The 13,294-nt window shown below is 72.4% G+C and carries 13 protein-coding genes; 9 read left to right on the forward strand and 4 right to left on the reverse strand.

Translation table 11 applies throughout. The features are described 5' to 3' along the window. Positions 1-340 precede the first annotated feature (340 nt). Complete coding sequence (locus tag ABZ193_RS41215; protein WP_354714184.1) at positions 341-1,525, forward strand: MFS transporter; 1,185 nt, start codon at positions 341-343, stop codon at positions 1,523-1,525. A gap of 4 nt (positions 1,526-1,529) precedes the next feature. After that, positions 1,530-2,261 carry a DinB family protein gene (locus ABZ193_RS41220; protein ID WP_354714186.1) on the forward strand — a complete coding sequence of 244 codons (732 nt, stop codon included), beginning with the start codon at positions 1,530-1,532 and terminating at the stop codon, positions 2,259-2,261. On the opposite strand, the gene ABZ193_RS41225 is transcribed toward ABZ193_RS41220, so the two are convergent. Beyond that, positions 2,234-2,812, reverse strand: a complete 579-nt coding sequence (locus tag ABZ193_RS41225; protein ID WP_354714187.1) for a TetR/AcrR family transcriptional regulator — start codon at positions 2,810-2,812, stop codon at positions 2,234-2,236. The genes ABZ193_RS41220 and ABZ193_RS41225 overlap by 28 nt on opposite strands. A gap of 62 nt (positions 2,813-2,874) precedes the next feature. On the opposite strand from ABZ193_RS41225, the gene ABZ193_RS41230 reads away from it, so the two are divergent. Next, entirely contained in the window at positions 2,875-3,879 is a 1,005-nt protein-coding gene (locus ABZ193_RS41230) for a hypothetical protein (protein WP_354714189.1), read from the forward strand. Positions 3,880-3,949: 70 nt separating this feature from the next. On the opposite strand, the gene ABZ193_RS41235 is transcribed toward ABZ193_RS41230, so the two are convergent. After that, positions 3,950-5,260 (reverse strand): DUF349 domain-containing protein, encoded by a 1,311-nt coding sequence (locus ABZ193_RS41235; RefSeq protein ID WP_020419597.1) that lies wholly within the window; start codon positions 5,258-5,260, stop codon positions 3,950-3,952. A gap of 247 nt (positions 5,261-5,507) precedes the next feature. On the opposite strand from ABZ193_RS41235, the gene ABZ193_RS41240 reads away from it, so the two are divergent. Genes ABZ193_RS41240 through dapF form a run of 3 tightly spaced genes read left to right on the forward strand, consistent with a single transcriptional unit; the run spans position 5,508 to position 7,930 of the window. Continuing rightward, a complete protein-coding gene (locus tag ABZ193_RS41240; RefSeq protein ID WP_020419596.1) occupies positions 5,508-6,191 on the forward strand; it encodes a class III extradiol dioxygenase subunit B-like domain-containing protein in 684 nt (227 codons plus the stop codon). Then, positions 6,188-7,087: a tRNA (adenosine(37)-N6)-dimethylallyltransferase MiaA gene (gene miaA / locus ABZ193_RS41245; protein WP_020419595.1), complete on the forward strand. Its 900-nt coding sequence runs from the start codon at positions 6,188-6,190 to the stop codon at positions 7,085-7,087. The genes ABZ193_RS41240 and miaA overlap by 4 nt, the downstream gene beginning before the upstream one ends. A gap of 9 nt (positions 7,088-7,096) precedes the next feature. Further along, the gene (gene dapF, locus ABZ193_RS41250) at positions 7,097-7,930 is read left to right on the forward strand and encodes a diaminopimelate epimerase (protein ID WP_354714191.1); all 834 of its coding nucleotides are present in this window, start codon (positions 7,097-7,099) and stop codon (positions 7,928-7,930) included. Here dapF and ABZ193_RS41255 read toward each other — a convergent pair. Continuing rightward, positions 7,836-9,155 (reverse strand): MFS transporter, encoded by a 1,320-nt coding sequence (locus ABZ193_RS41255; protein ID WP_020419593.1) that lies wholly within the window; start codon positions 9,153-9,155, stop codon positions 7,836-7,838. The genes dapF and ABZ193_RS41255 overlap by 95 nt on opposite strands. Before the next feature lie 103 nt (positions 9,156-9,258). Here ABZ193_RS41255 and ABZ193_RS41260 point away from each other — a divergent pair, with 103 nt between their 5' ends. The 3 genes from ABZ193_RS41260 (at position 9,259) to ABZ193_RS41270 (ending at position 12,236) form a co-directional block, all read left to right on the forward strand. Further along, positions 9,259-9,714, forward strand: a complete 456-nt coding sequence (locus tag ABZ193_RS41260; protein WP_084506133.1) for a winged helix-turn-helix domain-containing protein — start codon at positions 9,259-9,261, stop codon at positions 9,712-9,714. Between the two features lie 43 nt (positions 9,715-9,757). Next, positions 9,758-11,188, forward strand: coding sequence for a GTPase HflX (gene hflX / locus ABZ193_RS41265; RefSeq protein WP_027934905.1), 1,431 nt, complete (start codon positions 9,758-9,760; stop codon positions 11,186-11,188). 76 nt (positions 11,189-11,264) lie between these two features. Beyond that, entirely contained in the window at positions 11,265-12,236 is a 972-nt protein-coding gene (locus ABZ193_RS41270; protein ID WP_354714194.1) for a hypothetical protein, read from the forward strand. A 25-nt stretch (positions 12,237-12,261) separates the two neighbouring features. Here the strand turns inward: ABZ193_RS41270 and lexA are convergent, their stop codons facing one another. Beyond that, complete coding sequence (gene lexA, locus ABZ193_RS41275; RefSeq protein ID WP_017983913.1) at positions 12,262-12,963, reverse strand: transcriptional repressor LexA; 702 nt, start codon at positions 12,961-12,963, stop codon at positions 12,262-12,264. Positions 12,964-13,294: the final 331 nt, after the last annotated feature.

Consider the following 13,294-nt stretch of genomic DNA (forward strand, 5'->3'; position numbering starts at 1 on the left):
TCAGAAGGGTGTTCAGGTCGGTCCTCACAAACTGATCTTGAACACCCTTCACCCATCTCCACACACCACCCAGGGTTAGGACTTACTCATCTAGCCCTCACCACCCGCTGCCCCTCGCCACGCGCGGCCCGCACGTGCTGCGTGCGGTCGCCATGCGCTACCGCAGGCACGCGCTGCCCGCCGCCACGCGCTGTGGGTGGTAGCCACCGCTTCGCCCGCCCCGAAGCGGCGCCCGCAGCGGCCACCCGCAGCAGCCACCAGGCCGCCCGGCCCCCGCAGAACCGTTCGGAAATCGTGAACACCCCGCTCCCTCCGAAGCGGTGCGGGTTAGAACCGGGGTATGACGGAGTGTGCCGTGCGGCCCGCGACCTGGCGGGCCTGGCCGCGGGCCGCCTGGTTGATCACCGCCGTGGGGTGGGGCGCCAACCAGTTCTCGCCGCTGCTCGGGGCCTACCGGCGTGAGATGGGGCTCTCCGCGCCGACCGTGACCGGTCTCTTCGCGATCTACGTCCTCGGCCTCGTGCCCGGTCTGCTGCTCGGTGGCCCCGGCGCGGACCGCTACGGTCGGCGGCCCGTGGTGCTCGGCGCGGTCGTCCTCTCGGTGCTCGCGACCGGCGCGTTGCTGCTCGGCGAAGTGGGCGTGCCGTGGCTGGGCGTGGGGCGCTTCGCCTCAGGGTTCGCCATGGGGGCGGTCCTCGCGGCGGGCAGTGCCTGGGTCAAGGAGCTCTCCCACCCGCCGCACGACGACGCGGTCGAGGGGACCGGGGCGCGCCGGGCCAGCCTGTTCCTCTCCGCCGGTTTCGGGATCGGCGGGCTGGTCGCGGCGCTGATCGCGCAGTGGGCGCCGCTGGACGTCGCCTACCTGCCGCACCTCGCGCTGTCCGCGGTCGTCCTCGTCGCGGCCCTCAAGGTGCCCGAGACCGCGCCCCGGACGCAGCCCGGCAAGCGCGTGACCGGCATCCGCGACCCGCGCTTCCGGCGGATGGTCGTCCCGGTGGCGCCGTGGGTGTTCGCCGCGCCCGCGACCGGGTTCGCCGTGCTGCCGTCGCTGGTGGAGTCGCGCCTCGGCGACGCCGAGACGGTCTTCGCGGGCGTCGCGATCGCCGTCGTGCTGGGGGGCGGGCTGCTGATCCAGCCGGTCGGCAGAAGGCTCGCCGCACGCGCGATCCTGCTGCCCGCGCTGATCGGGCTCGCCGCGACCGGCACCGGGATGCTCCTCGGCCTCGCCGCCGCTGTGTCCGCGCAACCCGCCGTCGCGTTGCTGGCCGACGCGGCACTCGGCTGCGGGTACGGGCTGTGCGTCACCTTCGGCCTCACCGAGATCGCCCGCATCGCCCCGCCCGAGGGCCTGGCCCGCCTGGCCTCGGTGTGGTGGGCGCTGACCTACGTCGGCTTCTGCGCGCCGTACGTGTTCGCGCTGCTCACGCAGGTCACGACACCCCCGGTGATCCTCGGGTGCGCGGCGGCGCTGGCGTTCCTGACCGGCGCGGGCGTGGCGCTGCGGCACCGGACAGCGCAATCATGACCGGGTGGACATCGCCGACACCGACCTCACCGGCTCCACCTTCCGCGCCTGCGACCTGACCCGCCTGAAGATCGTCGACTCGCGCCTGTGGGACGTGTCCATCTCGGGCGACCTGGCGCGGTTCGCGGTCAACGACGTGGACGTGACGGACTACGTGGAGGCCGAGCTCGACCGCCGCCACCCCGAGCGGACCCAGCTGCGGGCGATGGACGGCCCCGCGGACTTCCGCGCCGGGTGGGCCACCCTCGAATCGCTGTGGGCGGACACCGTCGCCCGCGCGCGCCGGCTGCCGGAGCAAGCGCTGCACGAACGCGTCGACGGCGAGTGGTCGTTCGTGGAAACCCTGCGGCACCTGGTGTTCGCGACCGATGCCTGGGTGAGCCGCACGATCCTCGACGAGCCGATGCCCTACCACCCGCTGGCCCTGCCCCAGACGTCCTACCCGGAGCCGGAGAAGCTGCTCGGCGTCGACACCGGCGCGCGGCCCTCGCTCGACGAAGTACTGGCAGTCCGCGCGGACCGGATGGCGCTCGTGCGGCGGATCGTCGACGGCCTGACCGACGAGGAGCTGTCCCGGCCCTGCCACCGCTCACCCGCGCCCGGCTACCCCGAGGAGCCGCAGCCGGTGGGGAAGTGCCTGCGCGTCGTGATGAACGAGGAGTGCGAGCACCGCCGCTACGCCGTGCGCGACCTCGCGGTGCTGGAGGGTCACTTCGACCGCACCAGCGGCAGGTAGACCTCGTCGACGATCTCGACCAGCACCTCGTCCGGCGCGGTGGGCACGCCCCGCACCATGAACTCGTTGCGCAGCAACACGATCGCCACCGTGGCGACGCGGGAGTGCAGCGCGGCCGGTGACACCTCACCGCGTTCGACGGCCCGTTCCAGGATCGTCAGCCACGGCGCGGCCGCGTCCTCCGCCGGGCCCTGCAGTTGTCCCAAGAGTTCCGACGCGCCCCCGGCCGCGGCGATCAGCTCGCGCAGGATCGCGCCGAGCGGCGAGCTCCAGTGCCGGTTCGCGCCACGCAGCAGCGCGAGGGCGTCGTCGCGGAGGTTGCCGCTGTCCGGCACCGGCACGGATCTCGTGAGCCGCTGGTAGGCGGCGACCCCGAGGGCCAGCCGGTTCGGCCAGCGGCGGTACAGGGCGTTCTTGTTGGTGCCCGCGCGTGCGGCGACCTTGTCCATGGTCAGCGCGGCGAACCCGGACTCGGTCAGTTCGTCCGCCGCCGCCTGGAGGATCGCGTCCTCCAGCTCGGCTCCCCGCCTGCGGGTCCGGGACGGCTCCATGGGTACGCACAGTACCTTATCTGTGTTAAGGTACGGCCAGTACCCTATTTGAGGAGATGGACATGCGAGCCAAGGGCATCAGCTACGACACCGGCTTCCTGCAGAACGGGAAGTTCTCGCGGAGCCGGTTCGAGCCGGAGGAGGTCCAGCGCGAGCTGCGGATCATCCGCGACGACCTGCACTGCACCGCGGTGCGGATCATGGGCGGCGACCCCGAGCGGCTGGAGGTGGCCGCCACGTGCGCGGCCGAGCTGGGGCTGGAGGTCTGGTTCTCTCCGTACCCGTTGGAACTGACCGAAGAGGAGACGCTGAAGCTGTTCGCGGACTGCGCCGAGCGCGCCGAGCGGATCAGACGGCGGGGAGCCGAGGTCGTGTTCGTGGCCGGGGCCGAGCTGAGCCTGATGAACAAGGGTTTCCTGCCCGGCGACGGCATCCGGGAGCGGATCGCGTTCCTGATGGACAACCGCGACCGGATCCCGGAACTCGGTTCCCGGGTGGGAGATTTCCTCGCCAAGGCGGTCGCCCTCGTGCGGGAGCGGTTCGGTGGCCGGGTCACCTACGCGTCCGTGCAACTGGAGCGCGTCGACTGGGCGCTGTTCGACTTCGTCTCGGTGGACCTGTACCGGACGGCCGAGATCGCCGACCGCTTCGCCGACGGGGTCCGGGCCCTCGTCGGGCAGGGCAAGCCCGTCGCGATCACCGAGTTCGGCTCGGCGACCTACCGCGGCGCGGGCGACCTGGGGGCGAGCGCGCTCGACGCGGTGGAGTACGACGAGGACCGCGGCCCGGTCCGGCTGAACGGCGAGTACGAGCGCGACGAGCAGGGGCAGGCCGCGTACGTGCGCGAACTGCTGGAGACGTTCGACTCCGCGGGCGTGGACAGCGCGTTCGTGTTCACCTTCGCGCTGTACGACCACGTGCACCGCCCCGGCGGCGACCCGCGGGAGGACCTGGACCTGGCCAGCTACGGGGTGGTGAAGGTCTTCGAGAACCGCGACGGACGCGAGCTGCCGTGGGAGCCGAAGGCCGCGTTCACGGCGATCGGCGAGTACTACCGGGACCACTGAACGACGGCGGCCCCTCCCCGCACCGGGAAGGGGCCGCCACCCAAACCGAAAACCTCAGCGAACCGAAACCTCAGCGGTCCGCGACCGCCTGCTCCGCCGCCTGCATCCACTCGCGCCACTGGGCCGCCTGCTCCTCGGCCTTCTTGGCGCGTCGCTCGTCGCCGGCGGCGCGGGCCTTCGCGGCCTGCGCCTCGAACTGCTCGACCCGCTCGCGGAACTGCGCGGCCCGCGCCTGGGCCTCCGGGTCGCTGCGGCGCCACTGGCTGTCCTCGACCTCGCGGATCCGGTCCTGCACCGCCTTGAGCCGGCCGTCCAGCTCGCGGATCCGCTCCCGCGGCACCTTGCCGATCTCGTCCCACTGCTCCTGGATGCGCCGCAGCTGCGCCTTCGCCGCGTCGAGGTTGGCGCCCGGGTCGATCTTCTCGGCCTCGGCGAGCAGCTCCTCCTTGCGCGTGGCGTTCGCGGCGAACTCGGCGTCCCGCTCGGAGAACGTCGCCGAGCGGCGGGAGAAGAACGCGTCCTGCGCCGCGCGGAAGCGCTGCCACAACGCGTCGTCGGCCTCCTTGGGCGCCCGCCCCGCGGCCTTCCACTCCGTCATGAGCTCCTTGTAGCGCCCCGCGGTCGGGCCCCAGTCGGTCGAGTCGGCGAGCGCCTCGGCCTCCGCGATCAGCTCCTCCTTGCGGGCCTTGGCCGCCGCGCGCTGCTTGTCCAGCTCGGCGAAGTGCGAGCCGCGGCGCCGGTTGAACGCCTCCCGCGCCTTGGAGAAGCGCTTCCAGAGCTCGTCATCGGTCTTGCGGTCGACGCCCTTGATCGTCTTCCACTCGTCGAGGATCGCGCGCAGCCGGTCGCCCGCGGCCTTCCACTGCACCGACTCGGCGGCGATCTTCTCGGCTTCTTCGGCCAGAGCCTGCTTGCGCCCGACCGCGGCCGCGCGGGCCTCCTCGCGCTCCTGCTTCGCCGCCGCCAGCGCGGTTTCGGCGTGCGCGACGATCTGGTCGATCCGCGCCGACAGCGCCGCGAGGTCGCCGACCACCGCCGCCGTCGGCAGGCTCTCCCGCAGCTGCGTCGCGGTGGCGAGCGCGTGCTTCGGGTCGCCCGCGCCGGACGACAGCCGGGTGCCGAGCAGCTCGACCTCGGTGCGCAGGTCGTCGAAGCGCCGCGCGTAGTGCAGCAGCCCCTCCTCCGGCGAGCCGGCCTGCCACACGCCGACGGCGCGTTCCCCGTCCGCGGTCCGGACGTAGACGTTGCCCTCGTCGTCCACCCGGCCCCAGCGGGAGGGGTGCGGCTCGGCCGGCGGGACCGGCGCGCCGTGACCGGCGGCGGGCGTGTGGCCGTGGGGCACCTGGTGGGGTGCCGGGGTGCCGGTGTTCTCGTCGGACATCGCAGGCTCCTTATCGCCTGTCGGCCCGCCTTGTGGCGGGCGCCCCGCTGGCGGGCGGGGCCGGGTCATGCGGGTCTCGTTCCCTCTGGCCGCATTCAAGCAGTTCAGCGCCGCTCGTGGTACTCGGTTGGGGGGTCGGAGCGGGTGATTCTACTTCCGGGCCGCGTGGGATCGCTGTGATCGTCGATCTCGCTGCTCTCCGTGGTCGCGGGTTGCCCGAGAGTGGCTGCCGGTAACCTCGACGGGTGTGATCGTGCAAGCCGTGGTGGTACCGCAGCCCCCGTTGCTCGTGCCCGCGCTGTCCCCGGGTGCGAACGCCGAGCTGGAGGCGTTGCGCGCGGCCTGCCGCACGGCGGTGGAGCGCCTCGCCGCGGTGACCCGGGAGTGGGTCGCGGTCGGCGCCGGTGACCACGAACGGGTCATCGAGCCCGCCACGTCCGGGTCGTTCCGCGGATACGGAGCCGACGTTCCGGTCTCGTTGAGCGCGGCGCCCGCGACCCCGGCCGAACTCCCGCTGCCCGCCCTCGTCGCGGGCTGGCTGCGCGAGCAGGCGGGCGCGGATTCGGTGCGGGTGCACCTCGTGGACGGCGATCCGGCCGAGTGCGAGCGCCTCGGCAAGCTCCTCGCCCACGGCGACCGGACCGGCCTGCTCGTGCTCGGCGACGGCTCGAACCGGCACGGTCCCAAATCCCCGGGCAGCGAAGACGAGCGCGCCCCCGCCTTCGACGACGCGGTCGCCCGCGCGCTCGCCACCGCCGACACGGCCGCGCTGCGGGCGCTCGACCCCGGGCTGGCCGCCGAACTCGGCGCGGGCGGCCGCGCGCCGTGGCAGGTGCTGGCGGGCGCCGGCGACGACTGGCGCGCCGAACTGCTCTACTCCGCGGCGCCGTTCGGCGTCGGCTACCACGTCGCGGTGTGGGAGCGCGGGTGAACCCGATCGCCGTCGTCGGCCCCACCGCCACCGGCAAGTCCGAACTCGCCATCACGATCGCCCGCGCGGTCGGCGGCGAGGTGGTCAACGCCGACGCCTTGCAGCTCTACCGCGGCATGGACATCGGCACCGCCAAGGTCTCCGCGGCGGAGCGTCGCGGCGTGCCGCACCACCTGCTCGACGTCCTCGACGTCACCGAGACCGCCTCCGTCGCCGCCTACCAGCGCGACGCCCGCGCGGTCATCGAGCGCCTGCTGGCCGAGGGCAAGGTGCCCGTGCTGACCGGCGGATCCGGCCTCTACGTGCAGGCCGTCCTCGACGACCTCCGCTTCCCGGGCACCGACCCGGCCGTGCGGGCGCGGCTGGAGGCCGAGGCCGCCGAGGTCGGCGCCGCGGCCCTGCACAGCCGCCTCACCACGCTCGATCCCGCCGCGGCCACCGCGATCCTGCCCACCAACACGCGCCGCATCGTCCGCGCGCTGGAGGTCATCGAGATCACCGGACAGCCGTTCTCCGCGAACATGCCGCGTCCCGGCCCCGCGCGGTACGGCACCGTGATGATCGGGATCGACCGGGACACCGAGGACCTCGACCGGCGCGTGGAGCTGCGCGTGGACCGCATGTTCGCGGCGGGCTTGGTCGACGAGGTGCGCTCGCTGGTGGAGCGCGGGCTTCGGGAGGGCAAGACGGCGTCCCGCGCGCTGGGCTACCAGCAGGTGCTCGCCGAACTGGACGGCGGCGGGGACTTCGCCGCCGCGGCCGAGGCGACGAAGCAGGCGACGCGCCGATTCGTTCGCAGGCAACGATCCTGGTTCCGCCGGGACGCGCGGATCAGGTGGTTCGACGGAGCCGATCTTGACGTGGCCGAGCGGGTGCTCTCCGTGGTGGCCCAGTAGTCTGATCGTGTGGTTATCGAGTTCCTCAAGGGGCATGGCACCCAGAACGACTTCGTGGTGCTCCCCGACCCCGACGCCCGGCTGGACCTGACGGCGAGCCGGGTCGCCGCGCTGTGCGACCGGCAGCGCGGGCTCGGTGCCGACGGCATCCTCCGCGTGGTGCGCAAGGAGGCTCTGGACCTGCCCGCCGCGGCCGATTCGGCGGGGGAGTGGTTCATGGACTACCGCAACGCCGACGGGTCGATCGCCGAGATGTGCGGCAACGGCACGCGGGTGTTCGCGCGGTACCTCGTCGAAGCGGGACTGGTGTCCGGGCGCGAGTTCGTGATCGGCACCAGGGCGGGCGACCGGCAGGTGGTGGTGCACGAGGATCTCTCGGTGACCACGCAGATGGGGCCGGTCGCGATCACCGGCGCCTCGGTCGCCATCGTGGACGGGCACAACTTCTCCGGTGTCGCGGTGAACGTGGGCAACCCGCACCTGGTTTCCATTGTGGACGACGACATCGACGAGCTGGACCTCACCCGCGCGCCCCGCTACGACAGCGACTTCTTCCCCGACGGCGTCAACCTGGAGTTCGTCAACCCGCTCGGCGAGCAGCGCCTGAAGATGCGGGTGTACGAACGGGGAGTGGGCGAGACCCGCGCGTGCGGCACCGGCACGGTCGCCGCGGTCGCGGCCGCGCTGCACCTGGCAGGCACCGACACCGGGAAGTCCGCTGTGGACATCCCCGGCGGCCGTGTCCAGGTCACCGTGGAGCGGGGGGCGTCGACGCTGACGGGCCCGGCGGAGTTCGTGGCGCGGGGTCAGCTGGATCCGCAGTGGTGGGAGCGGGCGGGCTGACCGGCAGGTCACGCATCCGCCGCAACGGGGAGAACAGCACCGGCAGCATCGTCACCGCCATGAGCGCGCACCCGGCCCACACGGTGGACCGGACGCCGATCAGCTCGCCGAGCAGGCCGCCGGCCAGTCCGCCGAGCGGCATGGTGCCCCACACCACGAACCGCACGGTCGCGTTCATGCGGCCCATCAGCCGGTCCGGGCAGATCGCCTGGCGGTAGCTGACCTGCGCGACGTTGTAGACCACGATGCCGTAGCCGCTGGCCACCATCCCCAGCACGCCCAGCGCCACCGACCAGCCCGGCTGGGACAGCGGCAGCAGCAGCTGGAGCGGCCAGGTGGTCATCGGCACCAGCCAGATCGCCCTGGCCTGCCCGATCACCCTGGTCCAGAACCCGGCGGTGAGCGCGCCCAGGATGCCGCCGGCGCTGGCGACGGCGAGCACCAGGCCGACGCCGGACGGGCTCAGGCCGAGGTCCCTGGTGAGGAACAGGACCTGCATCGAGATCACGATCGTGCCGGCGAAGTTGCCACTCGCGGTGCACAGCACGATCGCGCGCAGCGCCGGGTTGCCGAACACGAACCGCAGGCCCTCGGCGATCTGCGCGCGCAGCGGAGTGCCGTCGTGCGGTTCCGGCTCCGGTTCGGGCGTGCGGATGCGCAGCAGGAACAGCCCGGACGCGACGTAGCCCACCCCGGTGGCGAGCACCGCGTTGGCCGCGCCGAACAGCTGGGTCAGCCCGCCGCCGAGCCCCGGCCCGACCACCTGCGCGACCGACTGGCTGGCCTGCAGCTTCGCGTTGCCCTCCACCAGGTGCTCCCGCCCGACCAGGGATGGCAGGTAGGACTGGTAGGCCACGTCGAAGAACACCGTCCCGACGCTGACCAGCAACGCGACCACGACCAGCTGGGTCAGGGTCAGCCAGCCGGTCCACCACGCCAGCGGGATCGTCAGCAGCAGCGCCGCGCGCGCGAAGTCGGCGCGCAGCATCAGCGGACGCCGCTTCATCCGGTCCACCCACACCCCGGCTGGCAGCCCGATCAGCAGGAAGGCGGCGTTCTCGGCCGCGGTGAGCAGGCCCATCTCGCCGGGCGTCGCGGACAGCACGGTCGCGGCCAGCAGCGGCAGCACGGTGATGCCCACGAACGTGCCGGCCTGGCTGACCGTGTCGCCCGCCCACAGCAGCCGGAACCCGGGGTGGAACCAGAGGGAGTCGCGTCGCGGCACCCTGATAGGGTGACGCAGTGATTGGAATCCGTCAATCACTTCGTCCGACTACGCTGGGCCGGTGCGAGACCGCCGCCCCGCGAGCGAGGCCGAGGCAGCCGCCCTGGCCTCGGGAATACGCCTGCGCATCATCCGGTTGACCTATGCGGAGGCGTTGACGAACAAGGAAATCGCGCAGCGCCTCGGCCGCGACCCGGCCACCACTCTGCACCACGTGCGAAAGCTGGTCGACACCGGATTCCTGGCTCCGCAACCCGCCCGCCGCGGCAATCGCGGCGCGAAGGAGATCCCGTACCTGTCCACCGGCAAGTCCTGGGACCTGTCCGGCGAGGGCGACGAGGCGTTGTCCGAGGCGATGCTGGAGGCCTACCTGGCCGAGATCGCCGAGCTGGACCGCGGCGAGCTGGACCAGTCGCGGCTGGTGGTGCGGGTGGACGCCGAGGCCAGGCGCGAGTTCGAACAGCGGCTGGCCGACCTGCTGGACGAGTTCAAGAACCGCTCCACGCCGGAGGGCGCCGAGCAGTTCGCGATCTACGTGGCGGTGTACCCGAGCCGCTAAAGGATTCGGACAATCCCGCGAATCGTGGGACCATGGAAGGACGATGACAGAACTGACCTACACAGACCTCGTGGAAGACCCGTCGACGGGTGACCTGGAACTGTCGGAGCGCGCGTCCCTGCGCCGCGTCGCCGGCCTGTCGACCGAGCTGTCGGACATCACCGAGGTCGAGTACCGGAAACTCCGCCTCGAGCGCGTGGTCCTGGTCGGTGTGTGGACCGAGGGCACCGCGGAGCAGTCCGAGGCTTCGCTCGCCGAACTCGCACGCCTGGCCGAGACCGCCGGTTCCGAAGTGCTCGAAGGTCTCGTGCAGCGCCGCTCCAAGCCCGACCCGGCCACCTACATCGGCTCGGGCAAGGTGCGCGAGCTGTTCGACATCGTCGTCGCCACCGGGGCCGACACGGTCATCTGCGACGGTGAGCTCTCGCCCGGCCAGCTGCGCCAGCTGGAGGAGCGGCTCAAGGTCAAGGTGATCGACCGGACCGCGCTGATCCTCGACATCTTCGCCCAGCACGCGCGCTCGCGCGAAGGCAAGGCGCAGGTCGAGCTGGCCCAGCTGCAGTACCTCATCCCGCGGCTGCGGGGCTGGGGTGAGTCGCTGTCCCGGCAGGCCGGTGGCCGCGCCGGTGGCGCGAACGGCGGTGTGGGCCTGCGTGGTCCCGGTGAGACGAAGCTGGAGACCGACCGGCGGCGCATCAACAAGCGCGTGGCGAAGCTGCGCCGCGAGATCGCCGCGATGGACACCATCCGGGCGACCAAGCGGGGCCGCCGCGTGGCCAACGAGGTGCCCAGCGTCGCGATCGTCGGCTACACCAACGCCGGCAAGTCGAGCCTGCTCAACGCCATCACCGGGGCCGGTGTGCTGGTGGAGAACGCGTTGTTCGCCACCCTGGACCCGACCACCCGGCGGGCGGCCACCCCGGACGGGCGCACGTTCACGCTGACCGACACCGTCGGGTTCGTGCGGCACCTGCCGCACCAGCTGGTCGACGCGTTCCGCTCGACGCTGGACGAGACGGCCGACGCGGACCTGCTGCTGCACGTCGTGGACGGGTCCGACCCGGCGCCGGAGGAGCAGGTCAACGCGGTGCGCCAGGTGCTCGCCGAGATCACCAAGAGCCACGAGAGCCCGCTGCCGCCGGAGCTGATCGTGATCAACAAGGCGGACGCGGCCGACGAGCTGTCGCTGGTCCGCCTCCGGCACCTGCTGCCGGGCGCGATCGTGGTGTCGGCCAAGACCGGCGAGGGCGTCCCGGAGCTGCTGGAGGCGCTGGCCGAGCGGCTGCCGCGGCCTGACGTGGTCGTGGACGCGCTCGTGCCCTACACCCGCGGTGAGCTGGTGGCGCGCGTGCACTCCGAGGGTGAGGTCCTCACCGAGGAGCACCTCGCGGAGGGCACCCGCCTGAGCGCCCGGGTTCGCCCGGACGTGGCATCCGCGCTGGAGGCCTACGCCGTGAACGGATCACCGGCCTGAGATCGGTACCGTGGCTCCAGTGAGCCATGGGAGTTTCCGCAGAGCTGCGCTGGCGCCGGTCCTGTCAGTCCTCGTCTTGCTGGGGCTGGCGGGGCCGGCGCACGCGGCGCAGGCCCCGGAAGCGGTGTGCTCGGTGACGGACAAACGCCTCGGCGAGCTGTCCGGCCTGGTGAGCGACGGTTCGCGGTGGTACGCGATCAACGACGGCGGCACGAAGGTGCAGATCTTCGTGCTGGGCCGGGACTGCGCGGTGCAGCGGGTCATCTCCGGATCGACCGACCCGTACGACGTCGAGGACCTCGCGCGTGCCGCGGACGGCACGTTCTGGCTCGCCGACACCGGCGACAACCGCAAACAACGCGAGACCATCGCCCTGCTGGCCGTGACGCCGCAGGGCAAGGTGACGCTCTACCGCCTGACCTACCCCGACGGGCCGCACGACGCGGAGGCGCTGCTGCTCGACGCGTCGGGAACGCCGTACCTGGTCACGAAGAACCCGCTGGGCGAGGCGGGGATCTACCGGCCGGCGAAGCCGCTGGCCAGCCCGGGCCCGACGCCGCTGGAGCGGGTCGGGGCGATCAACATCAAGTTCACGGACACGCCGGGCGGACCGGTCGCGGGGTTCGGCTCCGTGCTGGTCACCGGTGGTGCCGTGAGCGCGGACGGCAAGGCCGTCGCGTTGCGGACCTACACCGACGCCTACCTGTTCCCGGCCCCCGACCGGGACGTGGCGGCCGCGCTGCAGCGCGAGCCGGTGCGTGTGCCGCTGCCCGACGAGCAGCAGGGGGAGGCTATCGCCTTCGACCCGGACGGCACGCTGTTGTCGGCGTCCGAGGGTGTCGGCCCGATCCGCGCGGTGCGCGGGGCGGCGGCCCTGGTGGCGGACAGCGCCGAGGAGGGCGGCCAGTCCGCGGGTTCCGGCGGGGAGGCGGCCGGCGGGTCGTCCGGCCAGGGCGGCGTGGACACGGTGCCCGGCCTGCTGCTGGCCGTCGTCGTCGCGGGTGGCGTGGTGTTCGCCTGGACGAAGCTGCGGAAGCGGTCCGGCTGATCGTTTCGAACGGCCGAACGATCGGCTAGAGACGGCGGATGACCGCCACGACCTTGCCGAGAATGGTGGCTTCGTCACCCGGGATCGGGTCGTAGGCCTCGTTGTGCGGCATCAGCCACACGTGGCCGTCCTTCTGCTTGAACGTCTTCACCGTGGCCTCGCCGTCGATCATCGCGGCCACGATCTCGCCGTTGTTCGCCGTCGGCTGCTGGCGCACGACCACCCAGTCGCCGTCGGTGATGGCGGCGTCGACCATCGAGTCGCCGGTGACGCTGAGCAGGAAGACCTCGCCCTCGCCGACGATGTCCTTCGGCAGCGGGAAGACCTCTTCGATGGACTGTTCGGCCAGCACCGGGCCACCGGCGGCGATGCGGCCGACCAGGGGCACGTACGCGGGCTTCGGCAGCGGCGTGGTCTCGGCCTCGGCTTGCGCGGTCAGCACGCCCACGGCGCGGGGACGGTTGGCGTCGCGGCGCAGGTAACCCTTGCGCTGCAGCGAACGCAGCTGGTGCGACACCGACGAGGTGGAGGTGAGCCCGACCGCCTCGCCGATCTCGCGGACGCTGGGCGGGTAGCCGAAGCGGTCGATCCACGCCTTGATGACTTCGAGGATCTGCTGCTGGCGGGGGCTGAGACCCTCTTCGACGTCCTCGGGGTCGGGGAGGGGATGCACGTCCCCGAACCGGCCGCCTGGCCTGCGGATCGTCTCGCCCGTCTCTTCCGACACCGTGCTGCCTCCCAGCTCTGGAGCGGCCGGGACCGCGCACCCGCGCGACCGGCGCTGTCCGCCTCTGCTGGTCACCCACAGTAGTGCACCCGACAGCAAACATCAAACAACTGTTCGACGACACGCCGGGGCGCGCTCGATTTTGTCGTACCCGGGTGGTACACATTCGCACGGAGGTTCGATAGAACGGTTGTTCGACCGGCGGCGCGCTCGTCGCGGGTCGCGGATCTGCGAGGAGGTTCCGCCATGTCGGTGCTGACGCTTGAGGAGTGGCTGGTCCGGCGCGCGCCGGAGGAGAGCGCGGGCGGGCGCGTGCCGGTGCGGCCGCGCC

It is taken from the genome of Amycolatopsis sp. NPDC006125, assembly GCF_040614195.1.
GTDB classification, from domain to species: domain Bacteria; phylum Actinomycetota; class Actinomycetes; order Mycobacteriales; family Pseudonocardiaceae; genus Amycolatopsis_E; species Amycolatopsis_E tucumanensis.

What these genes read in the sequence shown, in the direction of transcription:
- ABZ193_RS41215 (WP_354714184.1), top strand. Translation starts at nt 341, where the DNA reads ATGACGGAGTGTGCCGTGCGGCCCGCGACCTGGCGGGCCTGGCCGCGG.
- ABZ193_RS41225 (WP_354714187.1), bottom strand. Translation starts at nt 2,812, where the DNA reads ATGGAGCCGTCCCGGACCCGCAGGCGGGGAGCCGAGCTGGAGGACGCG.
- ABZ193_RS41230 (WP_354714189.1), top strand. Translation starts at nt 2,875, where the DNA reads ATGCGAGCCAAGGGCATCAGCTACGACACCGGCTTCCTGCAGAACGGG.
- ABZ193_RS41235 (WP_020419597.1), bottom strand. Translation starts at nt 5,260, where the DNA reads ATGTCCGACGAGAACACCGGCACCCCGGCACCCCACCAGGTGCCCCAC.
- hflX (WP_027934905.1), top strand. Translation starts at nt 9,758, where the DNA reads ATGACAGAACTGACCTACACAGACCTCGTGGAAGACCCGTCGACGGGT.